This window comes from Colwellia polaris, assembly GCF_002104515.1.
GTDB lineage: Bacteria > Pseudomonadota > Gammaproteobacteria > Enterobacterales > Alteromonadaceae > Cognaticolwellia > Cognaticolwellia polaris.
In genome coordinates, this window is record NZ_NBOE01000001.1 from 742,247 (window position 1) to 767,484 (window position 25,238).

Consider the following 25,238-nt stretch of genomic DNA (forward strand, 5'->3'; position numbering starts at 1 on the left):
TCCTTAAATGAATGAAATTATTAACGCTATTAATAAACCTAATTTATGGTTAAAGCGTCATTAACTTTTAGTTATTGATCTCGTTTATCAATAGCTTGTTCTATGTCTTGTAATTGCTTAATTGTTTGTTCTAACAACTTAACTTGCTCAGTTAAACGTTGTTGTATTTTTATGGCATGTTGTTGTTGCATTTGTGCTGTTTTGTGCAGGCTTTCTTGTTGTTCTTTATGTTGAGAAATTAATCTATTTCTCATTAACAGTCGTTGGTTCAATTGATCATGCAGTAACGAAATAAAGGCTTGTTCATCAGGAGTTATAGATGCAAATGCGGCATTATCTTGTTCAGCTTTTAATTGATTTAATAACACTTTAGCGTGAAAGCTATTATAAATAGGTGACTTAGGGTGGCTGTAAAGTAACAATAGTTTGATTTGTGCATTGTAGTTAGCGGGCCCTTGAGGTATTTGTTCTATACTCACTTGCTGTTTTTCTATTTCATCTGTTAATTGTAATTGGTTAAGTTGCTGCAAGGAGAGGTAATACTCACCATAACTTAAATGTGAGTTGATATTATTTGAAGTGAGCTGACACCCTGATGACAATATAACCGTCATAACTACTAGCGCTTTGTATATAAAATGCGGCAGAGTGTTAGTCATTAGGCTGGTTCCTCTTGTTGAAAAGCGCGTGGCAATGTTATTTGAATTGTGGTGCCTTGCGCGTTGTTAGGAGTATTTATTACTTCGATGTTGCCATTGAGTCGTAATAATAGCTCTTTAACTATGGTTAAACCTAATCCGCTACCTTTTATAATGCTTGTTTTCGGTGGAGGGCCTTGGTAAAAAGCATCAAAAATTTTGCTTTGGTTTTCTTTTTCAATTCCTATGCCTTGATCACTAATACAAAGCTGTAATTGCTCATTTATTAGCAAAGAAGATATGTTTATTTCTCCACCATCGGGAGAATATTTAATCGCGTTAGATAAAATATTATCAATAATAACAGCGATTTGTTTTCTGTTGCTTATCAAAGAAATGTTATTTAAATGTTTAGTAAAAATAAGTTTTCTTCGTTTTATATCTAGTTTTCGATCAGAGATTACTTGCAATACCACTTCATTAATTTGTATCAGCTCTGAGTCTTGCAAGCTTGTAGAGTCGAGTACAATATTAAAATCGAGTAAATCTTCAATATGTTGCTGTAAACGAAATACGCTGTCTTTAATAATATGTGAAATTTCTTGTTGTTCAGCATTTAACTCACCAACACTATTGTCGTATAGCAACTCAGTCCCTTCTCTAATGGCAGCTAACGGTGTTTTTAATTCATGTGAAATATGGCGGATGAAACTTGATTTTTGTAACTCTAGCGCTTGTAAACGTGTGCGCATGTTTTCTAAAGCTTGCGCGATTTCTTGAATTTCTGGCGAGCCGAGCACGTTAATTTCATGATCAAAGTTTCCTTGTTGTAAACGCACAATATTACTAGTGAGTGTTTTAAGTGGGCTAGTAATTAAATAAATAAATAATGCAGCTAAGAGCACACTCACAGGAATAATGACTAAACTTTGAATCATAATATCGCGCACGGCTTGAGCTGCCTGCTTAATATTGTTGATGTAACTTGTATTAAGCTCATTACTGCGCTGGGTAATGTTCTCGTACAGTATATTCAAAGTATTAAATTTAATCTGTAATGGCTTTAGTAGTGAGCTGTCGGTAGGCGTTTTTTTTGCTGCTGCAGGTATTGTTGTTTCTATCAGCAAAGTGATCGTTTGCCCGTACTCAGTTAGTCGTTGTTTGAGTGTATTATCTTGGCTTGTTTGCATAAGTTGTTCTGTTAAGTGCAATATTTGCCTACTGTGCTCAAGATAATTTTCGGCTAATACAGGATCTCGCAAAACTAAATATTGTGCCGCGCTTCTTTCTAATTTTATTTGGCTGCTTTTGAGTAATTGTTGTTGATCTTGTATTTTTGTAATATCGGTGATGGCCTCGGCACTTTTATTCGCTAAGGTATTAACTTGAGAAGCCCCAAAAATTAGTGCGATAACCAAAGGTAAAGCCACTAAGCCAAACCCTAATAAGGTTAATGACTTTATTGATAAGCTTTTTAGTGACCAAGCCCTTTTTTGCGCTTGACTGAACAATGTAATTAAATTCCCCAAAATGGCTATTCCGGTCTCATTTCCATCAAAATACTGATGTAGTGTTAGCTAAAAACGCGAAAAAAACAACGGTGTCTCAAAATGGAGACAAAGAAGTTTAAATGTTCTTTGTTTTTTAAGTTGTTGTTAATAAGGTGTTTTTGTTTGTTTTAATCGTTTTTGAAGCTTTGTTATTTTAATTATTCCAATAAGTTGTTGCTTAATGGTGACACTTATATAGGTCTGTTTTTTTTAATTTCCTTTAAAATCATGTGGTTATGTTGTGGCATGACATGTGCAATACCTTCGGAGTTAGTCGTATTTCTATACACGACACATTTGGCATATTAAATATATGTTGTCTTAATTAAAAATAAAGGATTCAGGTATGAATAATTTTAGCTTAAAAACACTTTCAATTTCGGTTATTGCTGCATCATTAGTTTCAAGTTTAGTATTTGCCGGAAACGACATGACTAAATCATTACCTAAAGTGGCTGAAAAAGCAGCATCTTTCTCTCAATTTGTAGCCGACTACGATAAAGATAAGAGCAATACATTAAGTACAGCAGAAGTCGCTAAAAACGATGTTTTAACGAAAAACTTCGCTAAAATCGATGAAAATGGCGATAAAGAGATAAATAAAGAAGAATTTAAACAGTATTTAGCAAATATGAAAAAAACTTTGCTATAGTCGCTATCTTATGACTTAATAGATTATTTTTTCGACTGTCTGCGTTATTCCCAACCAAACAGTCGGTTTTTTTACTTAACTTAAGGCCCCCCCATGAAAGATCAACCTTCCTCGGAAACATTATCTCGTTACGTTCAAATTGATAAATGGATTTTTGAAGTAAAGTCAGTACGCGCAATACGTGTAGATGATTTTGGTAAACCATATTCAGCTGTTGCTAATTTTGCTTTAAATGGCAATAGTGCATATATTGATGGTTTATTAACCAGGGAAGATGAAGATTTTACTCGTGAAGATTACCAAACATTTGTAAAAATGAGTCAACAATTAGGATTAGATACCGTTAACTTTGATCGCTTTAAGCAAAAACAAAGAGTATCAGACATTGTTAAAGTTCCGCCAGTTAATGGCGCTAAACCTGAATTAAAGTTAGTTAAAGTATAGAAAATAGATCATATTAAGCTTTAGAATGGTGCTTTAACTTATTTGAAAGGGCTGTCAAATGAATTCGGTTAAAGTTGTTAATAGTAATATTACACCATCTAAAATAGTCTGTGTTGGGCGTAACTATGTCGAACATATCAGTGAACTTGGGAATGAAGTTCCTGATAATATGGTGTTATTTATTAAACCCAATGCTGCAATATCAGCACAACTTTGCTCTTATCATCAAGAAACTCTGCATTATGAAGCAGAGTTATGTTTTCTGTATAAGCAAGGCAAGTTTTGCGCGGTTGCTGTAGGATTAGACTTAACTAAAAGAGCATTACAATCTCAGTTAAAAGCAAAAGGTTTACCTTGGGAACGTGCAAAATCGTTCACAGGCTCTGCACTATTTAGTGACTTTGTTACATTAGACATAATTGACGATGATTTAGCATTAGCCTTATATATCAATGGCGAATGTCGACAGTCTGGCTCTGTTGCTAAAATGATATACTCTCCGCAAGAAATTCTTACTGAAATTCAATCTTTTATATCCCTTGAAGATGGTGATATTGTAATGACCGGCACACCTGCAGGTGTGGGTGAAGTTGTTTCTGGTGACACTTTTGAAGCACAAGTGCTGCATCGAAGTGAGGTTTTAGTCGCTAAACAATGGCAAGCAATTTAATCTATTTAACGCAGGAAAAGGTCATATTTTTTACTTTAAGATATGCGATAATTAAACTCAATTAACCCCTTCAATAATTATTTATTATTATGAAACGTATAATCCTCTACACCATGAGTAACTGCCCGCATTGTCAAACGGCTAAGCGCTATATGGAAGATAAAAATATTCCTTTTCGATTGTGTAATATAAAAACGCCAGCCGGGCAAAAAGAATTTTCAAAGTTGAATTTGCGTGGTGTACCTGTTGTAAAAGTTGGCGATCAAATACTGAAAGGTTTTGACGTTAAACGTTTTAATCAACTGCTGAAAAATGATTAAGCAATTTCATTAGTACTCGCTAGTTTTAGCCATTATGAGTTTTTTAGCCAGATACTATGGCGCGAGAGTATAAAATTTATATTTCACTGGTTTTAAAACTAATGTGGTTGCTTAACACGAGTGGTTAATTTTTTTGTTGTTTGTACTGTTAATCAATGGCTCATTATCCCGAATTAAAGCAGTTTCAGGTAACTGCATAAACGGTTTACTCTTATTTATGAGCACTATTAAATATGTACGCTATTTGATATTTCGTTATGGTGTATGATTTTTGATCGTTCATTTTATATTTTTGTGGTAGTTTACTTACTCGTATATATATATTCTTTCCATGGGCCTTTTATGAATCAAGCTTTGCAAGCTATTTATGTAAGTATCGTCATAATATTGTTAAGCTTCTCTGTAGCATCAATAGCGAATGAGACTATTGATTTTGAAAACATGGAACATGAAATTTACCTTAAACCTTGGCAGTCTTATCAAAAAATTATTGCTGTAGAGTCAGCAGCACAATCTTATAACGAACTAACCTACCTGTGGTGGCTTGTACGCAAAGCACAAACAGAAAATTTAATTTACTTTTACGATGATTTTAGTCATACCGTTACTCTAGCGAGCGGGTTAGTTTCATCGAAAACTCCGTTGGAAATTACAGCGCGTTTAAGTTTATATCAAGGGCTTATAGACCGAAGAAATGGTCATTACAAATCATCTAGTGTCGCTCTCTCTAAAGGCTTAATGCAGGCTAAAGAAGCTAAACTAAGTAGGCTGTATATCTACACTAAACAAGAGCTTGCCTACACCAAAACATTAACCGAACTCTTTGACACATCACTCGTCGACATCCAAGAGGCTTATGTTGAGGCTTTTGCGCTTAAAGATCAGTTTTTAATTGCTTCAATTAATGAAACTTATGGTGCTATCTACGGATACTTAAATGATTATAAAAAATCAATAGAGTACTACCACAGAGCTTATGATGCCTATCAAAATTTACAATATCCTGCTCATATTGCCGAAGCAATTTATGGTTTAGCTTCAACTTATCGTTATTGGGAAAAGTATGACTTAGCCATTGAGTATTTCGAAAAGTATCAACAACAAATTAATTATACCCCTAATGCCAATATCAATTTCTTTGCTGAATATGGCCTAGGTATGACCTTAGCAGAGAAGGGCGACTGCCTTGAAGCGATTACAATAATAAATAGAGCTTTGAAGCTTAAAGGTGTAATTGATTACAATGCAGAATTATATAAACGAAAAGCCAGTTGTTTGATTGAACTAGGGCAACTTGACGCTGCTGAAGAAGCTATTTTTGAAGCAGCGAGTATCTTTGCTAATATTCCAGAGTTAATAGGCACCACTTGGCAACTTGAAGTGATAAAACTATCTAGCGTATTAGCTTATGCACGTAAGCAATATGATATTGGCTACAATATGCTCAATAAATATCATATTGAACATACAGATTTACTGATAAAAAACTCTTCAGATAGACTCTTAAAAGTGAGAGCAAGGATGGAAGTTGAGCGTCATAAAATAGCACAAAACCTGGCAGAAAAACGTTCTCAAGTTCAACTGCTTGAGCTCGAAAAACAACAGAATGATAATGTCATTCAAATCTATTTTAATATTTTTATAATTACGGCTATTTTCATCGTTATCGTTGTTATGGTCGCTCAATATAAAACCAACAAAAAAATGCATTTATTGTCGATAAAAGACTCTTTAACTGGGTTATTTAACCGACGCTACATTTTTGAATATTTAGAAGAAGCTATTCAAGGACGTGATCCTGATAAATTTTCCACAACAGTTGTGTTAATAGATATTGATGATTTTAAAGTAATAAATGATACTTATGGTCATCCTGTGGGCGATGATGTTATCAGAAAGGTTGCTCAAGTGGGCCGAGATGTTTTTCGTCAAGGAGATATCTTCGGACGTATTGGTGGTGAGGAGTTTTTATGCATTCTACCAAGAACAACGGTGCTTGAAGCGACAAAAATAGCAGAGCGATTTTTGGCATTAGTTTCATCATCAACTATGGTTGAAGGTCAGCAAGATAAGATTACGGTAAGTATAGGAATTGCCGCATTATCTTCTCAATGCCAAGATATAAATCAATTATATATCAATGCCGATCAGGCGCTTTACCAGGCAAAGCACTCTGGAAAAAATCAAGTTCATGTTTTTTAATCCAAAATCATCTTCATTACGTATAACCACTCATTAATAAAAAAACTTGTTGTCTGTTTAGTTCAAAGTACAGAAAAGTTAAGTTTTTCAGGTTAAACGTAAACTAAAAATTCAAACATTTATCAATTATGAATAATTTACATCGGCTTGCTGAAGCCATTATTTTAAGTTTACAAGAATATATTAACCAGCGAAGGTTTCGTGCATTAATACATTTTGAGTTAGAAGGGTGTTTTCAAAAGCCAGTAAATAAAACCCTTGATTATAGCCAGGTGAATAAAAAACTATTAACACTGGGAATAGATGGTGAGGTAGTGGCTGAATATTGGAGTAATCAATGGGAGTATATTTCTCTTTTTAATGGTCAGTCGCCATTAAAAGAAGCCAGAAATTTACATCGTGCTATTTACTATCTACCGAAATTATTTGCCGAACAAGGGGTTACTAGAACGCTTATCAAACCTGTGGTTTGGGCGGGTGATCACGGCAAGTTGGCTACAGGATGTGAGAATATCTTTAGTGGTGATAATCGTGCGGTTCATATACCTAATGCGGTTCAAATTAATGTTAGTGTGCAAGACTTAGCGGGAAATAACTTGTTGGTATCAGGTAATTTTGCTGAACGTTTGCAGCAGCACTTTTTAAACACTAGTTTAGCTTGTAGCCTGATTTATTTACCTGAGGAAGAAGCTTTTGAGCGCTTAGCACTGAAATCTAAATATGGCTTGGCAGAAGAGCTATGTTCACCTGTAGATCTGTCAGGTGGTCATCAAGGCAGCATCGCGCTTTATCGTGATATAGGTAAACATAATCAGAAAATGGGGGTTGAGCCCTTACTATATGATGATAAAAATAATGTTATTGCTAGTCAAAATAACTGGCACAAAACAGCGCGCATAGAGCATAGATTAGGGGCATCAAGCGAGCACTATAATCCTTACTTAAATGTGATTTTTGCTTTGTTGAATGTGATTGATGCTATTGATGAAACCACAATTAGTGGTGCGCAAGCCCAAAATGAAAATGGGCAGCTACCGAGTTCGTTATATGATATGGATAATACGCTTGGTGCTATTTCATTATTTGCTAACAGTGAATGGTTCAGTCGCAGTATTGATCAGGTAATTTGTAAGACAAGTTTTAACATTGAAGATTTAAACCTTAACTTAAACTTTAATAACGCTAGCGAGTTAACCGTTGGGCAATTATTACAGCAGTATTATTTAACACTTTTTCAACCGCCGAGTATCGTTACATAAATATTTTGATTTAAATACACCGGTAAAACGATAATAAAATTTAGTGAATATTACATGATAAATCAATTAAATACGCCAACTCTTAATGGAACGTCAATAAAGGAAAAAAGAGCAGAGTTAAGCTCTTACTTTAAAAATACCTGGTCGACTTACGAGTCATTGTTCTCTTTAATTAATGATGATGAAGCTTACTTTTTACGACCTGAATCGCTAAGACATCCATTAGTGTTTTATTTTGGACATACGGCGACTTTTTATATCAATAAATTGATTTTAGGAAAGTTTATTCCACAACGGGTTAACAACCAAATAGAAGCTATTTGTGCAGTAGGTGTTGACGAAATGAGTTGGGATGATCTCAACAGCGAACACTATGATTGGCCAAGCATTGATGAAGTTAGAGCGTATCGCCAGGAAGTGTACAATTTAGTTTTAAATTTAATCGACACCATGGAGTTAAGTTTACCGATAACTCAAGACTCATTGGCGTGGATTATTTTAATGGGTTGTGAACATGAGCGTATTCACCTTGAAACGTCTTCGGTGATCATGAGAATGTTGCCATTAAAGTGGCTAACAAATAATGCGCAATGGCAACCTTGTATACATTCATCGAGTGCGCCAGCAAATGAACTTGTCTCTGTGAAAGCACAATCCTTAAACTTAGGAAAAAAGCAAACAGACAGTACCTTTGGCTGGGATAATGAGTATGGGCAACAAACCGTTGACGTTGAAGCATTTAGTGCCGGCAAGTTTTTAGTGTCTAATCAAGAATACATGGAATTTGTTGAAGCTGATGGCTATCACTCTAAGCAGTTTTGGTGTGAAGAAGGTCAAGCATGGTTAGCCTATACGCAAGCGAAAATGCCGAGATTCTGGCGCTACAATAATGGTAAATATAGCCAACGTAACTTAGCAAACGAAATGCCATTACCCTTAGATTGGCCGGTAGAAGTTAATTGTTTAGAAGCTAAAGCATTTTGTCGATGGTTAGAACACAAAAGTGCCGACTACATTCGTTTGCCTACCGAAGCGCAGTGGTATTGTTTACGTGAGCAAGTTAAAGGAGATCAACATCAATGGCATGAAACGCCAGGCAATATTGATTTAGCCTACTTTGCTTCTTCTTGTCCGGTTAACCAATATAAAAATGGTGATTTTTTCGATGTTATTGGTAATGTCTGGCAATGGACCGAGTCAGCCATTGATGGCTTTTCTGGCTTCAAGGTTCATCCACTTTATGACGACTTTTCAACGCCAACTTTTGATGGCAAACACAATCTCATCAAAGGGGGCTCTTGGATTTCTACCGGAAATGAAACTTTAGCCTCTTCACGTTATGCTTTTAGGCGACACTTTTATCAGCATGCTGGTTTTAGGTATATTGCCAGTAAGCAACCTAGCAGCGGGCAAGTCAGTGTTAATAAATATGAAACCAGTAAAGATATTTGTCAGCAACTTGACTGTTATTTTGGTGCTAACAAACTTGGCTTTGAAAACTACGGACAACAAATAGCTCAACACGTTGTTAGTGCAATAACCAAGCAAAACAATGCAGCTAAACGTTTGTTGAACTTAGGTTGTAGTGTCGGGCGAGTGGCTTTTGAATTAAGTCAGTATTTTCAACATATTGATGCCGTGGATTTTTCTGCACGTACAATACAGCATGGCGTGCAGTTGCAAGCGGGCGGTAGCGTGCGTTATACCGATACGATTGAAGGCGATATTTGTCAATTTAATGAGCTTTTTTTAGCGGATAAAGTGGCAGCAGTAAATCGCGAACGCATACTGTTTAGTCAAGCTGATGGCGGTAATTTAAAAGATAAATTTAATCATTATGATGTTATTTTAATTCAGCATGCACTAGAGCAAAGTTATGATCCTAAACGCTTATTGGCCAATGCTGTTAGTCGTTTAAATACTTCGGGTTTATTGATTATAGTTTCAGATTATAATTTTCAAACACAAATCACAGAAAAGTCTAAATGGCTAAGTGGTATAAAAGTTAATGGCGAAAATTTATCAGGCATTGATGCGTTAACCAGTGAGCTTCAAGACAGTTTTGAACAAGTTCTCCTGACAGACTTAACCCGGGTGATTGCTGATGCTGCACGTAACTTTAATGTTAGCCAATGCCAGCTTAGTGTATGGCGAGCGTTATGAGAAAATATATCATCAAATTGTTGCGTATAAATTATTCGTTATGACGACACACTCATTACCAAAGCATATTGCTTTTAGCCAAAGCCTTGCGAGTTATACAAAATATAATTTAAGTGACTCTACCGCTCAGGCTTTAACACTAAACCAGCTCTGTATTTTGGCGGACAGTAAAGTAGATAAAAGCAATACTCAACACGCTAACTTAGGTGACACTCTGCTGCAATATTCCCCTTTGCAGGGGGATCTAGTATTGCGCCAAGAAATCATTAATTTTCATCAAGCGCTAAATAGTCATACAAGTAAAATTGGTGTTGATAACGCGATAACCTTTTGCGGAGCACAGGAAGCATTATCGGCTATTTATCAATCGTTGCTCAGTGCTGAAGATGAAATTGTTGTGATGACACCAAGCTACCCTTCATTAGTTAACATGGCAAAGTCGATGGGCGTTATTGTTAGGGAAATACCACTTTGTGCTGATAATAATTGGCAAGTCAATATTGATGATTTTAAACGTACAGTAAACGATAAAACTAAGCTTATAGTGATGAACTCGCCGCATAACCCAACGGGCAGTGTTATAGCTACAGAGCTAGCTGAAGAAATACTGCAATTGGCGCAACAATATCAGTGCTACCTATTAAGTGATGACGTCTCCCAAGCAAGCAATTATTATGGTTTAGCGTTAGCGCATCGTTACTTAGATTATCAAAAGAGTATTGTTGTTGGTGTTATGTCAAAAAGTTTGGGTTTAGCTGGCATTCGCATTGGCTGGGCTGTTACCCCAAATAACAAACTACGTGATCAGCTGCTAGCTATTAAAGCGGTCAATTCTATTTGTTGCTCTAAAATAGACGAAAAGTTAGCAGTATTAGCCTTACAAAATCGCAGCGAAATTTTAGCTAATAATAATCAGACTATTCTCGATAATATTTCACTGTTCAAGGCTTTTATAGACAGACATTCAGACAAGCTCGGCTGGCAACCACCTAAGGCAGGTATGCTATCGTTAGTTGAAGTAAAAAATATTAGCTCAATAACATCATGGGCTGCTCAGGTTACTCAAGAAAGTGGCGTGCTTTTACTGCCAAGTGAATTGTTTGGTATGACTGGCAATTATTTTCGTTTGGGGTTGGGGCAAAAAAGTTTTGCTCATACGTTATTGGTTTTTGAACGTCAGTTGTTATCAATGGATAATGGTATTGTTTAACTGCTGACTTTAGCGTGAAATTCAGCAGTTAACTTTTTAAAGCACTTAGGTTTTAAGTACGTAGGTTTTAAAGTAAATAGGTTTTAAAGTACGTAGAAAAATATCATAAAAAAGTGACAAACAGCGGCAGAAAATACAAAAAAGTGCCAAATTGCATGGCTGTACTTTGCGTTCTTTCTAACATAGAAGATAGTACCTAAGCCATAAATTATCCCGCCTAAAGCGAGTAAGAACATGCCTTCAGTGGCAAGTTTATCATTTAACTTATCAATAAAAGTTAGTGATATTAAGCCTAAGCCTAAGTATGTTGCCAATGAGAGCTTTTTAAATCTACTGCCAAATTTAACTTTAAAAACAATACCTAAGATTGCCAATACCCAGATAATAGCGAGTACTATTGGGCCAATATCGTCTGCTAATGTGACCAACATCAGTGGCGTATAAGTACCAGCAATTAATAAATAAATCGCGCAATGATCGAGTAGTTTAAAAATGCGCTTCGCTTTTTCATGTAATAACGCATGATATAAGGTTGAGGCGCTAAATAATAAAACTAGGCTTATGCCATAAACGCTAAAACTTGCAACCTTTACCATATCAGCCTGTAACCAAGCTAAGGTTACTAGCAGTGTTAAGCCAGCAACGCTGAGTAATGCTGCTAGCCCATGACTAACCGCATTAATAATTTCTTCTGCTAAACCGTAAGCCTGATTTTGCATGTTTAATATTCCTATTTCAGTGTACAAGTGTACGCCGAGTATAATATCAAACCATAAAATGAAATGCTAGTGGTCTGACCTTTTGAGATTTTAAGCAATAAAGATAGATTAAGAATGTATAAATAAAGCTTAATGAAACTGTCGATAGCTTGAAGCTATATTCTTTTAAAAAGCCGTGTTTCGCTATTAAGTAAGCTGTTTTGAAAAGCTGAAACTAAGGAAAACTTAAGTTATTAGCGTAGATGAAAAATAATTAAATATAGGCGAGATAGGGTAAATTTACCTACAAGAGAATGAGTGTAAGTAATTATGGCAGTACTTTACTGACCTTGTAAAAATGCCAAAGATTAAACATCAGCGTGAAAATTTGCGCTTATAAATGCGAGTAAAATATAAGCGCAAATAAGCGTTATAATGCTAGGTCTATAACCATGTCACGTAACTCGTCTTTGGAAATTGAGTTATCATGATTTTTATCAAAACGATTGAATATGGTTTCACACATGCGAATGCCCTTATCTTGTAACAAGCAGTCAATCAATTCAACAAATTCACTTCTATTGATGACGCCGTCCTTATCTTCATCAAACACTTCAAATAATTCATCTACCCACTGATTTAATTCCATCAGTCATCCTCTTGTTTTGCGGCTAATTGCTGTAATAGACTTTATCGTTATTTTAAGAGTAAGTGAATGATTAATTCTATTATTTCGTTTAATAGTTTTTAACGCATACACTAATTATTTACCCTAAGGTGGAATGTAGATTACCAATATCAATATTCATGAGTAAGCCAGATTAGTGACACTCGATGTTAATAACACTAGTTATTTTAAATTTAATCACTTTTAGCTACCTAATGAACCCGATTTTATGTGTTTTATTGTGCAAGTAGCATGAAGGCAAATATCGCGATACATTTGGAATTAAGCCGTGTTGGTAAGATAAGTTTTTATAAAAAAATAGATAAAATAGTCCAGATAAAAAATTAATTTTAAAAAAGTGTAATAAAATCTAACTTGTTCAGACTAAGTAGCCTGAACTCTGGATAATGAGTGTTTGATACTCAAGTGGATCAAAAGCTTAGGTGGTAAAGTAAATGCTATATCAAGTTGAAGATCACAAATTTACACCATCAATGTGCTTATTCAGAGTTCAGGTTAAGTAGTTAATATTTTAAAAGGAAGTCAAAATGAAGATAAATTGGAAAGCTTTATTTAGCGCGAGCTTACTTATTGCATTGTCTAGTAGCGCATTATCTAACAGCGCTTTTGCTGAAGATATCGAACAACCACAATTGTTATTAGAGAGTTGTCATATAAAAGGCATTAGACAGCAAGTACAATGTGGTACTTATTCTACTCCTGAAAACTATGCCAAGCCTAACGGTGCAAAAGTAGATATTAATTTTGTCGTTTTACCGGCGATAGATAATAGCCAAGAAAAACTCCCTCTCATGTTTCTTGCTGGCGGCCCAGGCCAGGCAGCGGCTGAACTGTCTGCACAGATTTATCGTGGTTTTAATGAGATCAGAAAAACCCGTGATTTAATTTTAGTTGACCAACGCGGTACGGGTAAGTCTAACCCCTTACAATGTGAAGACTCACTAGAGGTTGACCCATACATTAGTTTGCCTGAAGAGTTTTCCATTGCTGATATTGAGCAATGTGTGGCAAAGCTTAGTGGCGATTTAAGCCAGTATAATTCAGAGAATGCCATTCGAGATTTCGACGCCATTCGAGCTGCACTTGGGCATAAGCAAATACATATTTATGGCGGTTCATATGGCACACGTGCGGGTTTAGTGTATATGCGTATGTTTCCAAAGTCGTTAAAGAGTGTAGTACTCGACAGTGTTGGTCCTATCGAAGTACCTATTGGCTTGTTTGGTAAAAGTGCAGAGCAATCTTTTAAAAAGTTAATGAGTAACTGCCAAAATGAGAAAAGTTGTGCGGCGCAATATCCAGCATTATTAAAAGAGTTCAATGTTGTTGTTGAGCGCTTAACACAAGCACCGGCTAGCGTTGAAATTGCACACCCAAGATTAGGCACCAATACCATTTTTAACATCAGTAACGATAAATTTATTTCTAGCTTACAAATGCAACTTTACTCCATGGAAACACGTGGGTTAGTGCCGCTGTTAATTCACCAAGCTTACTTAGGTAACTATAAACCCTTGGCGGGGCTAATTGCGCAAAATGAAGGTGGCATGGGCATTTATGTTGGTCTGCACTTTAATATTGTTTGTAATGAAGATTTACCAAGAATATCTAATGAGATGAAAACCGCAGACGCTGATAATAGTTTTGCTAAAGGCATGAGTTTAGATATGGTCGCCAAGGTGTGTTCTGTCTGGCCTAAATACCAGCCAAGTGAAGCGTTTTATCAAACGGTTGATGCTGATATTCCAACCCTGGTTATGTCGGGCGATTTAGATCCCGTTACGCCTGTCAGTAATGGCGAAAAATCGCATGAAAACTTGCCAAATAGCCATCACATTATTTCTAAAAACAATGCTCATATAGTCGCCTCTACTGTTTGTGGTATTAAAATTGTGAATGAGTTTTTAGAGCAACAAAAGCCAACAGAACTCGACGAGTCATGCTTGGAAGAGATTCCCGCTGAGTCATTTATGGTGGGCTTAAATGGTGGTGCATTACCTCAAAAAACGCCGAAAGCTATGTTAGATATGCCAACTAAGCCAAGCAAAGAAAAGGAATAAGTCATGATCGAAGTAAATAACTTACATAAAAGTTTTGTTAGTAAGAAAAATACGGTTAAAGCCTTAGATGGATTGTCTTTTACTGCTAAAGATGGCGAAATTACCGGCATATTGGGGCCTAATGGCGCTGGTAAAACTACCTGCCTTCGCACACTTTATGGCTTATTACGCGCCGATGAAGGCTATGCGACAATTGACGGTATCAAAGTTACTGAAGAACCCATTAAAGCACGTAAACTGTTAGGTATTTTCCCTGATAAATTTGGTTTATACGAGCGCTTAACCGCCTATGAACAAATTGATTATTTCGCCAGTATTCATGGAATGAAAGGTGCCAATAAACACGCTGCTATTGAGCAAATACTGATTGATCTAGAAATGACAGAACTAGCGCACCGTAAAACAGTAGGCTTCTCTCAAGGTCAAAGAATGAAGGTTACATTAGCCCAAGCACTCGTACATCAACCAAAAAACTTTGTTCTTGACGAACCTACTCGCGGTTTAGATGTAATGAGCACACGTATATTGCGCAATCATTTAGCTAAATTTAAAGAGAAAGGTCACTGTATTTTATTTTCTTCGCATGTAATGCAAGAAGTAGCGGCGTTATGTGATCGCGTTATTATTGTTTCAAATGGCAAGCTAGCCGCTCAAGGCACACCACAAGAGTTATGTGATTTAGCCGGAGAAAAGCAACTTGAAGAAGCGTTTGTAAAACTAATCGGCTCAGATGAAGGAGTAGCAGCATGATGCAGCTTAAAGCCTTAATGGTGAAAGAATTTAAAGAGGCCTTTCGTGATCGCCGTGCCTTAATGGTTGCAATGAGCATGGCATTATTAATGCCGGTAATGATCATGGTAATGCTAAAAGTAGCGATTAAAGAAGCGGTGGATAACCCTGCGGTATATGTAAAGTACAGTGGTGAACAACATGCACCTAAGTTAATTGAAGCATTAAAAGACGAAAATATTTTATCTTTTAGTGACGTGCCAAAAGACGAAGAACGTAACTGGAATGAGCGTAACATTGAGTTAACTATTCCTGACACCTTTGCCGCGGATATGGCGGCAGGTAAACCAATAGAGTTAACTTTACGGGCCGATTACAATGAGAAATCATTATCAACCCCTATTCGTCGAATTAAAGATGTGGTTAACCAACACTCGCTAGCTATTGGATACAAGCGTTTATTAGTGCGCGGTGTTGATATTAAATTATTACAGCCGATTAAATTGCTTGAACAAGATACGGCGCTACCCAGTAGTAATGCCATGATGATCACCTTGATTTTAGGCGTCTACTTAATGATGGCGGCATTTATGTCAGGCTTGCCTGTTGCTATTGACTCAAGTGCGGGTGAGCGAGAGCGCAATGTTTTAGAAATGCTATTGTGTCAGCCAGTGAGTACGCTAAAAATAGTATTAGCAAAGTTAAGTTGTGCCAGTTCAATTTCTATTATCTCTATTATATTAATGTTGGTACTAACCTCGATAGCGATGAACTTTGTTGATCTGACCAAAATAGGGGCAACTTTTAGTATTGATGCTCAAACCTTCGTTATTTTATTGTTATTGTTAATTCCTATTTGCTTTTTAGCCGCGTCATTACAATTGTTATTTGCCTTTCAAGCTAAAAGTTTTAAAGAAGCGCAATCAACAGTCACCATGTTGATCATGGCACCTAGTTTTATCCCTTTTGCGTTAATGATGATGGATGACAAACCTGCTTGGGTTGAGTGGATGCCTATTTCAGGACAGTCGCTATTAATGGAAGACGTTTTTAAAGGCTTACCTATTGATTGGAATGCCTTATTATTCACAAGTGTTGCAACCATAGTGCTGACAGTTGGCTTAGTGTTAATTTTAGCAAAAAGACTAACCTCAGAAAAAGTTGTAATGTCGTTGAGTTAGTCACTCAGCGTCTATGTTGTATAAAATGGATAACCCAGTAGAATTGGCCTATAAAAAAAAGACTGTTTCCAAGCAGTTAAACCAAAGCAGGGTTATTCATTGAACAACCAAGATATATTTATTAACTGGATCACTGAGCACGAAAAGCTTTTGCGTCATATCATTAATGGTTTCGAAGCTATGCCGTCAATTCAGGAAGAGCTGTTTCAAGAAATTGCTTTGAATATTTGGCGAGCTTTACCAAGTTTTCGTGCCGACTCAGCAGTAAAAACGTTTATTGCTCGTATAGCGCATAATGTTTTAGCTACTCATGTAGCAAAAGCGGTTAAAACGATAAAAACAGAGCCAAGTACAAGGTCGTTAACGGACACTGAATTACATCAAGCACAGGCAAGTGATAACAATATCCCTGTTTGTCCCCAGCCAACACCATATCAATCATTAGATCAAAATCAAAGACAACAAAAACTTGCACAAGCCATTCGGCTATTAAAACTTGAACATCAACAAGTGCTCACCTTGGCACTCGAAGGTATGAGTTATCAAGAAATTGCTGACGTTTTAGCAATAACCACCACATCAGTGGGCGTTAGGTTACAACGAGCTAAGGCTAAATTAATGCAATTGTTGGAGGCAGTATGAGACCCGAAAACGAAAAAAATAAACCTGTTATAGAAGCGTCAACAACCAGTAAAAAAGACCAGCCTTCTGAAAGCTCGCAAGAAGCTCTTGATAATACCTGGGCTGAGCTTACTCAAGACTGGCAAAGCCAACCTTATGAAAAAGTTGATGTGCAGGCGTTATTAAGCCAAACCAAAAAGCGCACTTTCTGGGCGAAATTCTTATTAGCTTTAAATATTCTGGCAACTGTTTGCTTTATTGTTGTGGTTATTGTTATGTGGCTCAGCAACTCGCAAGATAAAACTACGATGACCTATCTTATTTTCGCTGCTGTAGGCTCAGTTATATTTGTTTATTATGAAATTAAAATTCGTTTAATTGCATGGCAGCAAGTTTCAGCAAGCCCAGATATGGCGGTTAAAAATGCCATAAAGGGTATAGAGTCTTCAATTAACTATATAAGGCTAACTAAATTTTCATGTTGGTTTTTAGTGCCTGCAGGTAGTTGGTACGTAATCGAAATGGCAAAACAAAATGACAAATCTATGTGGCTCGGCTTAATTATTATGAACGTTTCAGTCGGTGTTATGTGGGGAATAACGCATTTATTTCATCGCAAACGAAAAGCGGAATTAGCTAAATTAAAAAACACCGCCTAATGAATAAAAAGTTGTTTTATTTGGTTGTCCAGAATTTAATTTGTATAATTATGTAAAAATCTGTTTTAAATTTGTTGTTTTATTGCCTAATAAGAAGTATGTTGTTTTAATTGTTTATTGAAGTGAGCTATAAAAGTTTTTATGCCTCACTTCAAAGTATATTTGATTGCAAAATGAACTAACGCAGCGCAGTTTTTGCGTGTACAAGCAGCCTAAGTTCAGGCAAAATATGCCGCAATTAATTTTGAAATTACGCCACCCTAGCAATTGCCAATGGCAAACTATTTGAGGATAAAACATGTTTACACGTGATATGAATATTGCAGATTTTGATCCAGAACTTTATCAAGCAATGAGCAATGAAGTTGTTCGTCAAGAAGAGCACATTGAACTCATCGCTTCAGAAAACTACTGTAGTCCACGTGTACTTGAAGCTCAAGGTTCACAACTTACCAACAAGTATGCTGAAGGTTACCCTGGTAAGCGTTACTACGGTGGTTGTGAATATGTTGATATTGCAGAGCAACTGGCTATAGATCGCGCGAAAGAACTTTTTGGTGCTACTTATGCTAACGTACAGCCACATGCTGGCTCTCAAGCTAACTCAGCTGTTTTTCAAGCGTTAGTTTCTCCAGGTGGTAAAGTATTGGGCATGAGCTTAGCGCATGGTGGTCATTTAACGCATGGTTCGCATGTTAACTTTTCAGGAAAGTCATACGAAGCTATTCAATATGGTTTACACCCAGAAACTGGCGATATTGATTACGCTGAATTAGAGCGTTTAGCTTTAGAGCATAAGCCTGAGATGATCATTGGTGGTTTCTCTGCGTTCTCTGGTGTGGTTGATTGGGCTCGTATGCGTGAAATTGCTGATAAAGTTGGCGCATACTTCTTCGTAGATATGGCTCACGTTGCTGGTTTAGTTGCTGCTGGTTTATATCCAAACCCAGTACCACATGCCCATGTAGTTACAACGACAACACATAAAACATTAGCTGGCCCACGTGGCGGTTTAATTGTTTCTGGTTGTAATGATGAAGATGTTTACAAAAAATTAAATAGTGCAGTATTCCCAGGTGGCCAAGGCGGACCATTAATGCATATTATTGCTGCAAAAGCCGTAGCATTTAAAGAAGCATTAGCACCTGAGTTTAAAGCTTATCAACAAAGTGTTTTAGATAACGCTAAAGCTATGGTTGAAGTGTTACAAGAGCGTGGCTATAAAGTTGTTTCAAACGGTACTGACAACCACTTGTTATTATTAGACTTAATAGACAAAGACATTACAGGTAAAGATGCTGATGCCGCCTTAGGTCGCGCACATATCACGGTAAATAAAAACTCTGTGCCTAATGATCCGCGTTCACCATTTGTTACTTCAGGCCTTCGTCTTGGTACACCAGCAATTACTCGTCGTGGTTTTGGCGTAGAAGAAACTAAAACAACCACGAACTGGATTTGTGATATTTTAGATGATATCGAAAACGATGATGTTATTGCTAAAGTTCAAGCAGGCGTTAGTGAGCTTTGCGCTCGTTTCCCTGTTTATAAGTAACTGTTTAGCGCTAAGCACTCGAGATAAAAGGAGTGTTTAGCCGTGTTACTTAAGCTAAATGAACATCTAAAAGTGGTCACAATTGTGGCCATTTTTTTTGACTGTTTTTTATTTGTTAAATTTTTAGTAATACCAAATATAATAAGTTATTGACGATTTAAACCGCCGTAAAATGAACGATTATTTATTTCAATGGTATAAGTTATATTGCGAATAATAATAAGTTATTTCGCTTAATGATCTGTTTTCCATTAAAATACTGACAATAAAATGTCTATGACATGTTAACTACGGAATATTTCAATGTATTGCCCCTTTTGTTCAGCTAACGATACTAAAGTTATTGACTCTAGATTAGTCTCAGATGGCCATCAAGTTCGTCGTCGTCGTGAATGTTTAGCATGTCACGAGAGATATACTACGTTTGAAAGTGCTGAGTTAGTTATGCCACGTATTATTAAGCGTGATGGCTCTCGTGAACCTTTCAACGAAGATAAAATGCGTAATGGTCTGCTGCGTGCTTTAGAGAAAAGACCCGTAAGCACCGAAGAAATGGAACTATCGATTAACAAATTAAAATCTCAGTTGCGAGCAACCGGCGAGCGCGAAGTATCGAGTGAAATGCTTGGTACTATTATTATGGAGCAACTGAAAAGTTTAGACAAAGTGGCTTATATTCGTTTTGCTTCCGTTTATCGCTCGTTTGAAGATATTAAAGAATTTGGTGAAGAAATTGCCCGCTTAGGTGATATTGATTAACTTTTATTTTGTCATCAGCAGGCAGAAAATTTAACCCTGAGTCCATAAATGAATAAATTTTCGTTACAAGATCATCAGTTTATGCAACGTGCTATTTATTTAGCAAAACGTGGTCATTACACTACATCGCCTAACCCAAGAGTTGGCTGTGTTATTGTGCTTAATGGTGAAGTGGTTGGTGAAGGCTTTCATGAAATATCAGGGCAAGGTCACGCAGAGGTTCATGCATTAAAACAAGCTGGCGCTAAAGCTAAAGGTGCCACAGCGTATGTTACGTTAGAGCCTTGTAGCCATTTTGGCTTAACACCGCCGTGCGCAGAAGCATTAATAAAAGCACAAGTGGGCCATGTTATTGCCGCTATGGTTGATCCCAACCCACAAGTATCAGGCCGTGGTCTTGAACGCTTAAAAAGTGCAGGTATAACCACAGAGTTTGGTTTATTAGAGCAAGATGCTCGAGACTTAAATCCGGGTTTTATTCGTTTGATGACCACTAAGTTGCCTTATGTTCGTTGTAAATTAGCCGCAAGCTTAGACGGTAAAACGGCGATGGCTAGCGGTGAAAGCCAATGGATAACATCGGATCATGCGCGCGAAGATGTTCAACGACTAAGAGCCCAAAGCTGTGGCGTTATTTGTGGTGCAGATTCCGTAATTTTTGACGACGCTAAAATGACCGTGCGTTGGAACGCTTTGGGTGAGCTAAAAAACAGCTACGAAGAGGCTAAAGTTAGGCAGCCTATTCGTATTGTTATTGATAGTAAAAATAGGCTCACGCCTGATCTCGCTATCTTTAATACAGCAAGTAAAATAATATTAATTAGAACATCTATTGAAAATGAGCAAACATGGCCGCATTTCGTAGAGCAGGTAGTTATTTCTAAAGCTAAAGATAGCGAGCAAATTAGCCTTAAACACTTACTTATTTATCTGGCTCAACAAGGGTTAAATGACATATTAATAGAGTCAGGCGCTAAGTTAGCCGGTGCTTTTATGAGCGAAAATTTGGTCGATGAATTGATATTATACCAAGCACCAAAACTTATCGGCAGCGAAGGTAAAAGTTTGGTAGATATACCGGCTATATTGCAGTTATCAGAGGCTAAAGACCTTAATATTACTGATATCAGTATGGTTGGTAAAGATATTAGAATAACGGCCATGTTCAGTCGTTAATTTATAAGATTGTATTACACTAATTAACATTTAAATTATCAGCATACAGAAAATGAGACACACAACATGTTTACAGGGATCATAGAAGCCGTAGGGCGTTTAAGCGCTATCAATAGTTCAGGTGACGGCGCGCGCGTTACCATCGATACGGCAGCACTAGACTTATCTGATGTAAAGTTGGGTGACTCAATAGCCACAAATGGTATCTGCTTAACGGTAGTATCTCTTGGTGGTGCTAATTTTAGTGCTGATGTCTCTAGCGAGACTTTAACGCGAACAGGATTAGCGCATTATAAAATAGGCGATAGTGTCAACCTTGAGAAAGCTATGCTGCCAACAACACGATTTGGTGGTCATATGGTTTCTGGCCATGTTGATGCAGTTAGCGAAATATGTGCGATTGAGCATAAAGGTAATAGCATAGATTACTGGCTAACAATGCCGGAAGAATTATCAGCATATATCGCCGAAAAAGGCTCAATTACAATTGATGGAACTAGCCTAACGGTTAATAGTTTAAGCAACGATAAATTTCGCTTAACCATAGTTCCTCATACCACAGGCCAAACAATTATTAGTCAATACCAAGTGGGCACGAAAGTGAATCTAGAAGTAGATTTAATTGCCCGCTACATAGAAAGATTACTTACAAAGCAAACAGCCGATGAGACTCAAACGTCAGGTGTTACGCATGCGTTATTAGCGCGCAATGGTTTTATTAAATAAAGAGGTTGTCATGAATTTACACACGCCACAAGAGATTATCGACGATATAGCTCAAGGTAAAATGGTTATCCTAATGGATGACGAAGATCGCGAAAATGAAGGCGACTTCATTATGGCTGCAGAAAAAGTTACACCAGAAGCCATTAACTTCATGGCAACGCACGGCCGTGGCCTTATTTGTATGCCGATGTCTGCTGAACGTTGTGAAATTTTAAAATTACCTTTAATGGTTGATAAAAACGACGCACAATTTACCACTAACTTTACTGTTTCAATTGAAGCGGCTGAAGGGGTAACTACTGGTATTTCTGCTGCCGACCGTGCAACCACTGTATTAGCGGCTGTAGGTAAAAATTCTGATCATAATTCGATTGTGCAACCAGGACATATTTTTCCGTTAATCGCTAAAGATGGCGGGGTATTAAATCGTGCTGGACATACCGAAGCAGGTGTCGATTTAGCGCGTTTAGCCGGCTTAGAAGCCGCTGCAGTTATTGTAGAAATTTTAAATGAAGACGGCACCATGGCGCGTCGTCCAGATTTAGAAGTTATTGCTGAAAAACACGGTATAAAAATGGGCACTATTGCCGACTTAATCGAATACCGAAATGCTAATGAAACAACGATTGAGCGTGTATCGCAATGTAAGCTTCCTACAGCATTTGGTGACTTTGACTTAACCGTATTTAAAGACACCATAGACGGCCAAGCACATTTTGCCCTTACCAAAGGTGAAATTAAGCCTGAAGAGCCAACCTTAGTGCGTGTACACCTAGAAAATACCTTTAGGGACTTACTATTTAGCCAACGTGAAAGCGTAGCTAAATGGCCAATCGCAAATGCTTTAGAAAAAATTGGTAAAGAGGGCGGCGTGCTAGTGTTATTAGGCAAGCACGAATCACCGCTTGAGTTAATTGCTCAAGTGCAAAAATACGCTAAGCTTGATGGCGGTGAAACAGTAAAAGAAGTTAAACGTCATGTTGGATCGCGAAATGTTGGCGTAGGCTCACAAATTTTAGCTAACTTAGGTGTTAGCAAAATGCGCTTACTAAGCTCACAAACGAAATATCATTCACTTTCAGGTTTTGGCCTTGAAGTGGTTGAATATATTGCTGATTAAGAGTTATCAACTCATAAAATATAGCTCAGCTTTGATGACTTAGAAGTTCTACACTAGCTGACAAATAAACAAGCGATTTGAAAATATTCAAGTCGCTTTTTTTATACTAATCATCTTTTAATGTCTGTTGATTTTTGTTATTTACTGACAAGTGCCCAAAATAATTATCAGTACTTGCCCATTTATTTTAAAGTATAAATATTTTTAATAATAAAAAAACAGCCAGATGCTTTAGCAAGTGACTGTTGTTATGTCGTTGTGATTTGTATTTTATCGTTTGATAAACTGACTTATTTGCTCAATTATACCAGCAGCATCAAGCCCAAGTTCTTGATGGATCTCGGTTTGCGTACCGTGCTTAATAAAGTTATCTGGTAAGCCAATATTAAGAATTTTCTTAGCTATGCCTTGGCTTAATATATATTCATTTACGCCTGAACCAGCACCGCCAGCAATAGCATTATCTTCAACAGTAACAATATAATCATGGCTTTCACATAAGGTATTAATAAGCGTTTGATCTAATGGTTTAACAAAGCGCATATCCACTAAAGTAGCGTTAAGCGTTTCAGCCGTAATTTTAGCTTCGCCTAATATTGTGCCAAAATTTAAAATTGCTATTTTATTGCTAGCTTGGTCGTTGTCTATTGTGCGAATAACGTTGGCCTTACCTAGCTCAATGGTTTCATCAACACTTGGCAGTTCTGCACCATTACCACTACCACGTGGGTAACGAACAGCCGCAGGCGCATTTAATTGATAGCCCGTATTAAACATTAACTGACACTCACGTTCATCAGAAGGCGTCATAATGGTCATATTAGGAATACAGCGCATAAAGCTTAAATCAAAGGCGCCTTGATGCGTGGCACCATCAGCGCCAACAATACCCGCTCTATCAATAGCAAATAAAACGGGTAAATTCTGAATGGCTACATCATGAATAAATTGATCGTAACCACGTTGTAAAAAGCTTGAATAGATGGCGACAACGGGCTTTTGTCCGCCAATTGCTAAACCAGCAGCAAACGTTACTGCATGTTGTTCTGCGATAGCAACATCATAATATTGATTAGGGAAACGTTGGCTAAACTGCACCATACCTGAGCCTTCACGCATTGCTGGCGTTATCGCAGCAAGTTTAGGGTCTTGTTCTGCGACTTTACATAACCAATCACCAAAAATTGCCGAGTAGGTTGGAAGGCTTGGCGCACTCTTAGGTAAGCTAGTTTCTGTATGATCAAATTTAGGTACAGCATGGTACTTAATTGGATCTTGCTCTGCTTGCTGGTAACCCTTACCTTTTGTTGTTGCAATGTGAAGCAACTGCGGCCCTTTAAGGTTACGCATATTCGTAATAGTGTCGACTAAGCCATTAACGTCATGACCATCAATTGGGCCGATGTAATTAAAACCAAGCTCTTCAAAGAAAGTGCTAGGTACAACCATACCCTTTAAGTGTTCTTCGGCTCTGCTGGCGAGTTCTTTGATTGGCGGAATGTTGTTAAGTATGCGCTTACTACCTTCACGAAGGCCAGTATATAGGCTTCCTGATAACATTTTAGCTAAATGATTATTTAACGCGCCAACATTTTCTGAAATCGACATTTCGTTGTCATTTAAAATAACTAGCATGTCTTTATTGATATCGCCAGCGTGGTTTAAGGCTTCAAATGCCATACCTGCTGTCATGGCGCCGTCACCAATAACAGCAACAACTTTACGATTTTTCGCTTCTTGTTCAGCTGATACGGCTAAACCTAATGCGGCAGAGATAGAGGTGCTTGAATGACCAACGCTTAAAACGTCGTACTCACTTTCTTCACGCCAAGGAAAAGGGTGCAAACCGTCTTTTTGTCGAATGGTATGTAGTTGGTCACGTCGGCCGGTTAGTATTTTATGAGGATATGCTTGATGACCTACATCCCAAATTAAATGGTCAAAGGGAGTGTCGTACACATAATGTAAAGCGACCGTTAATTCAATTGTGCCTAAACCAGAAGCAAAATGTCCGCTACTTTTACTGACAGAATTTAACAGATAACGTCTTAACTCTTCGCTGGTTTTTGTTAATTGATTTTTATCTAATTTGCGCAAATCATTCGGACAATCAATATTGGCCAGTAAAGGATATTCAGCTAGGTTTATAGTCATATTA

23 protein-coding genes are annotated in these 25,238 nt (G+C 37.2%); 18 read left to right on the top strand and 5 right to left on the bottom strand.

The features are described 5' to 3' along the window. Nucleotides 1-71: 71 nt before the first annotated feature. Both B6A32_RS03370 and B6A32_RS03375 read right to left on the bottom strand, forming a co-directional pair. On the bottom strand, nucleotides 72-659 hold the full coding sequence (locus B6A32_RS03370; protein ID WP_085301293.1) for a hypothetical protein: 588 nt from the start codon (nucleotides 657-659) through the stop codon (nucleotides 72-74). Beyond that, nucleotides 659-2,167 carry a HAMP domain-containing sensor histidine kinase gene (locus B6A32_RS03375; RefSeq protein WP_143327862.1) on the bottom strand — a complete coding sequence of 503 codons (1,509 nt, stop codon included), beginning with the start codon at nucleotides 2,165-2,167 and terminating at the stop codon, nucleotides 659-661. The genes B6A32_RS03370 and B6A32_RS03375 overlap by 1 nt, the downstream gene beginning before the upstream one ends. Nucleotides 2,168-2,534: 367 nt before the next feature. On the opposite strand from B6A32_RS03375, the gene B6A32_RS03380 reads away from it, so the two are divergent. From B6A32_RS03380 to B6A32_RS03415, 8 genes are all read left to right on the top strand, one after another. Continuing rightward, nucleotides 2,535-2,840, top strand: a complete 306-nt coding sequence (locus tag B6A32_RS03380; protein ID WP_085301295.1) for an EF-hand domain-containing protein — start codon at nucleotides 2,535-2,537, stop codon at nucleotides 2,838-2,840. A gap of 93 nt (nucleotides 2,841-2,933) precedes the next feature. Beyond that, nucleotides 2,934-3,284: a hypothetical protein gene (locus B6A32_RS03385; protein WP_085301296.1), complete on the top strand. Its 351-nt coding sequence runs from the start codon at nucleotides 2,934-2,936 to the stop codon at nucleotides 3,282-3,284. Between the two features lie 58 nt (nucleotides 3,285-3,342). Further along, nucleotides 3,343-3,954, top strand: coding sequence for a fumarylacetoacetate hydrolase family protein (locus B6A32_RS03390; RefSeq protein ID WP_085301297.1), 612 nt, complete (start codon nucleotides 3,343-3,345; stop codon nucleotides 3,952-3,954). Nucleotides 3,955-4,043: 89 nt separating this feature from the next. After that, nucleotides 4,044-4,274: a glutaredoxin family protein gene (locus B6A32_RS03395; protein WP_085301298.1), complete on the top strand. Its 231-nt coding sequence runs from the start codon at nucleotides 4,044-4,046 to the stop codon at nucleotides 4,272-4,274. 342 nt (nucleotides 4,275-4,616) lie between these two features. Further along, nucleotides 4,617-6,476: a tetratricopeptide repeat-containing diguanylate cyclase gene (locus tag B6A32_RS03400; RefSeq protein WP_158088442.1), complete on the top strand. Its 1,860-nt coding sequence runs from the start codon at nucleotides 4,617-4,619 to the stop codon at nucleotides 6,474-6,476. Between the two features lie 128 nt (nucleotides 6,477-6,604). Further along, on the top strand, nucleotides 6,605-7,735 hold the full coding sequence (locus tag B6A32_RS03405) for a hypothetical protein (protein ID WP_085301300.1): 1,131 nt from the start codon (nucleotides 6,605-6,607) through the stop codon (nucleotides 7,733-7,735). Nucleotides 7,736-7,789: 54 nt separating this feature from the next. Further along, nucleotides 7,790-9,898, top strand: a complete 2,109-nt coding sequence (ovoA, locus tag B6A32_RS03410; protein WP_085301301.1) for a 5-histidylcysteine sulfoxide synthase — start codon at nucleotides 7,790-7,792, stop codon at nucleotides 9,896-9,898. Beyond that, nucleotides 9,840-11,108 (top strand): aminotransferase class I/II-fold pyridoxal phosphate-dependent enzyme, encoded by a 1,269-nt coding sequence (locus tag B6A32_RS03415; RefSeq protein ID WP_085301302.1) that lies wholly within the window; start codon nucleotides 9,840-9,842, stop codon nucleotides 11,106-11,108. Before ovoA ends, B6A32_RS03415 begins: the two co-directional genes overlap by 59 nt. A gap of 83 nt (nucleotides 11,109-11,191) precedes the next feature. On the opposite strand, the gene trhA is transcribed toward B6A32_RS03415, so the two are convergent. Together trhA and B6A32_RS03425 are read right to left on the bottom strand one after the other, a co-directional pair. Continuing rightward, nucleotides 11,192-11,827 carry a PAQR family membrane homeostasis protein TrhA gene (gene trhA, locus B6A32_RS03420; protein WP_085301303.1) on the bottom strand — a complete coding sequence of 212 codons (636 nt, stop codon included), beginning with the start codon at nucleotides 11,825-11,827 and terminating at the stop codon, nucleotides 11,192-11,194. 409 nt (nucleotides 11,828-12,236) lie between these two features. Next, nucleotides 12,237-12,455, bottom strand: coding sequence for an EF-hand domain-containing protein (locus B6A32_RS03425; protein ID WP_085301304.1), 219 nt, complete (start codon nucleotides 12,453-12,455; stop codon nucleotides 12,237-12,239). Between the two features lie 566 nt (nucleotides 12,456-13,021). On the opposite strand from B6A32_RS03425, the gene B6A32_RS03430 reads away from it, so the two are divergent. The 10 genes from B6A32_RS03430 to ribBA all read left to right on the top strand — a co-directional run bounded on the left by B6A32_RS03430 (nucleotide 13,022) and on the right by ribBA (nucleotide 23,080). Then, entirely contained in the window at nucleotides 13,022-14,554 is a 1,533-nt protein-coding gene (locus tag B6A32_RS03430; RefSeq protein ID WP_085301305.1) for an alpha/beta fold hydrolase, read from the top strand. Nucleotides 14,555-14,557: 3 nt separating this feature from the next. Beyond that, entirely contained in the window at nucleotides 14,558-15,304 is a 747-nt protein-coding gene (locus B6A32_RS03435; protein ID WP_085301306.1) for an ABC transporter ATP-binding protein, read from the top strand. After that, entirely contained in the window at nucleotides 15,301-16,464 is a 1,164-nt protein-coding gene (locus tag B6A32_RS03440) for an ABC transporter permease (protein ID WP_085301307.1), read from the top strand. The genes B6A32_RS03435 and B6A32_RS03440 overlap by 4 nt, the downstream gene beginning before the upstream one ends. Before the next feature lie 99 nt (nucleotides 16,465-16,563). Next, a complete protein-coding gene (locus tag B6A32_RS03445; protein WP_085301308.1) occupies nucleotides 16,564-17,106 on the top strand; it encodes an RNA polymerase sigma factor in 543 nt (180 codons plus the stop codon). After that, nucleotides 17,103-17,744 (top strand): hypothetical protein, encoded by a 642-nt coding sequence (locus tag B6A32_RS03450; protein ID WP_085301309.1) that lies wholly within the window; start codon nucleotides 17,103-17,105, stop codon nucleotides 17,742-17,744. The genes B6A32_RS03445 and B6A32_RS03450 overlap by 4 nt, the downstream gene beginning before the upstream one ends. A gap of 298 nt (nucleotides 17,745-18,042) precedes the next feature. Next, nucleotides 18,043-19,299, top strand: a complete 1,257-nt coding sequence (glyA, locus tag B6A32_RS03455; protein ID WP_085301310.1) for a serine hydroxymethyltransferase — start codon at nucleotides 18,043-18,045, stop codon at nucleotides 19,297-19,299. 303 nt (nucleotides 19,300-19,602) lie between these two features. Beyond that, on the top strand, nucleotides 19,603-20,058 hold the full coding sequence (gene nrdR / locus B6A32_RS03460; protein ID WP_085301311.1) for a transcriptional regulator NrdR: 456 nt from the start codon (nucleotides 19,603-19,605) through the stop codon (nucleotides 20,056-20,058). 48 nt (nucleotides 20,059-20,106) lie between these two features. Further along, a complete protein-coding gene (gene ribD, locus B6A32_RS03465; RefSeq protein ID WP_085301312.1) occupies nucleotides 20,107-21,234 on the top strand; it encodes a bifunctional diaminohydroxyphosphoribosylaminopyrimidine deaminase/5-amino-6-(5-phosphoribosylamino)uracil reductase RibD in 1,128 nt (375 codons plus the stop codon). Nucleotides 21,235-21,300: 66 nt separating this feature from the next. Further along, nucleotides 21,301-21,960, top strand: a complete 660-nt coding sequence (locus tag B6A32_RS03470; protein ID WP_085301313.1) for a riboflavin synthase — start codon at nucleotides 21,301-21,303, stop codon at nucleotides 21,958-21,960. Nucleotides 21,961-21,970: 10 nt separating this feature from the next. Beyond that, nucleotides 21,971-23,080: a bifunctional 3,4-dihydroxy-2-butanone-4-phosphate synthase/GTP cyclohydrolase II gene (gene ribBA, locus B6A32_RS03475; protein ID WP_085301541.1), complete on the top strand. Its 1,110-nt coding sequence runs from the start codon at nucleotides 21,971-21,973 to the stop codon at nucleotides 23,078-23,080. Nucleotides 23,081-23,350: 270 nt separating this feature from the next. Here ribBA and dxs read toward each other — a convergent pair whose 3' ends face one another. Continuing rightward, entirely contained in the window at nucleotides 23,351-25,234 is a 1,884-nt protein-coding gene (dxs, locus tag B6A32_RS03480) for a 1-deoxy-D-xylulose-5-phosphate synthase (RefSeq protein WP_085301314.1), read from the bottom strand. Between the last annotated feature and the right edge of the window lie 4 nt (nucleotides 25,235-25,238).

Excerpts from the sequence above, each read along its gene's own strand:
- glyA (WP_085301310.1), top strand. The coding sequence starts at position 18,043 with ATGTTTACACGTGATATGAATATTGCAGATTTTGATCCAGAACTTTAT.
- B6A32_RS03370 (WP_085301293.1), bottom strand. The coding sequence starts at position 659 with ATGACTAACACTCTGCCGCATTTTATATACAAAGCGCTAGTAGTTATG.
- B6A32_RS03450 (WP_085301309.1), top strand. The coding sequence starts at position 17,103 with ATGAGACCCGAAAACGAAAAAAATAAACCTGTTATAGAAGCGTCAACA.
- B6A32_RS03380 (WP_085301295.1), top strand. The coding sequence starts at position 2,535 with ATGAATAATTTTAGCTTAAAAACACTTTCAATTTCGGTTATTGCTGCA.
- ovoA (WP_085301301.1), top strand. The coding sequence starts at position 7,790 with ATGATAAATCAATTAAATACGCCAACTCTTAATGGAACGTCAATAAAG.
- B6A32_RS03425 (WP_085301304.1), bottom strand. The coding sequence starts at position 12,455 with ATGGAATTAAATCAGTGGGTAGATGAATTATTTGAAGTGTTTGATGAA.
- B6A32_RS03400 (WP_158088442.1), top strand. The coding sequence starts at position 4,617 with ATGAATCAAGCTTTGCAAGCTATTTATGTAAGTATCGTCATAATATTG.
- B6A32_RS03435 (WP_085301306.1), top strand. The coding sequence starts at position 14,558 with ATGATCGAAGTAAATAACTTACATAAAAGTTTTGTTAGTAAGAAAAAT.
- B6A32_RS03470 (WP_085301313.1), top strand. The coding sequence starts at position 21,301 with ATGTTTACAGGGATCATAGAAGCCGTAGGGCGTTTAAGCGCTATCAAT.
- trhA (WP_085301303.1), bottom strand. The coding sequence starts at position 11,827 with ATGCAAAATCAGGCTTACGGTTTAGCAGAAGAAATTATTAATGCGGTT.
- ribBA (WP_085301541.1), top strand. The coding sequence starts at position 21,971 with ATGAATTTACACACGCCACAAGAGATTATCGACGATATAGCTCAAGGT.
- B6A32_RS03405 (WP_085301300.1), top strand. The coding sequence starts at position 6,605 with ATGAATAATTTACATCGGCTTGCTGAAGCCATTATTTTAAGTTTACAA.
- B6A32_RS03385 (WP_085301296.1), top strand. The coding sequence starts at position 2,934 with ATGAAAGATCAACCTTCCTCGGAAACATTATCTCGTTACGTTCAAATT.
- B6A32_RS03415 (WP_085301302.1), top strand. The coding sequence starts at position 9,840 with ATGCTGCACGTAACTTTAATGTTAGCCAATGCCAGCTTAGTGTATGGC.
- ribD (WP_085301312.1), top strand. The coding sequence starts at position 20,107 with ATGAATAAATTTTCGTTACAAGATCATCAGTTTATGCAACGTGCTATT.
- dxs (WP_085301314.1), bottom strand. The coding sequence starts at position 25,234 with ATGACTATAAACCTAGCTGAATATCCTTTACTGGCCAATATTGATTGT.
- nrdR (WP_085301311.1), top strand. The coding sequence starts at position 19,603 with ATGTATTGCCCCTTTTGTTCAGCTAACGATACTAAAGTTATTGACTCT.
- B6A32_RS03390 (WP_085301297.1), top strand. The coding sequence starts at position 3,343 with ATGAATTCGGTTAAAGTTGTTAATAGTAATATTACACCATCTAAAATA.
- B6A32_RS03440 (WP_085301307.1), top strand. The coding sequence starts at position 15,301 with ATGATGCAGCTTAAAGCCTTAATGGTGAAAGAATTTAAAGAGGCCTTT.
- B6A32_RS03395 (WP_085301298.1), top strand. The coding sequence starts at position 4,044 with ATGAAACGTATAATCCTCTACACCATGAGTAACTGCCCGCATTGTCAA.
- B6A32_RS03430 (WP_085301305.1), top strand. The coding sequence starts at position 13,022 with ATGAAGATAAATTGGAAAGCTTTATTTAGCGCGAGCTTACTTATTGCA.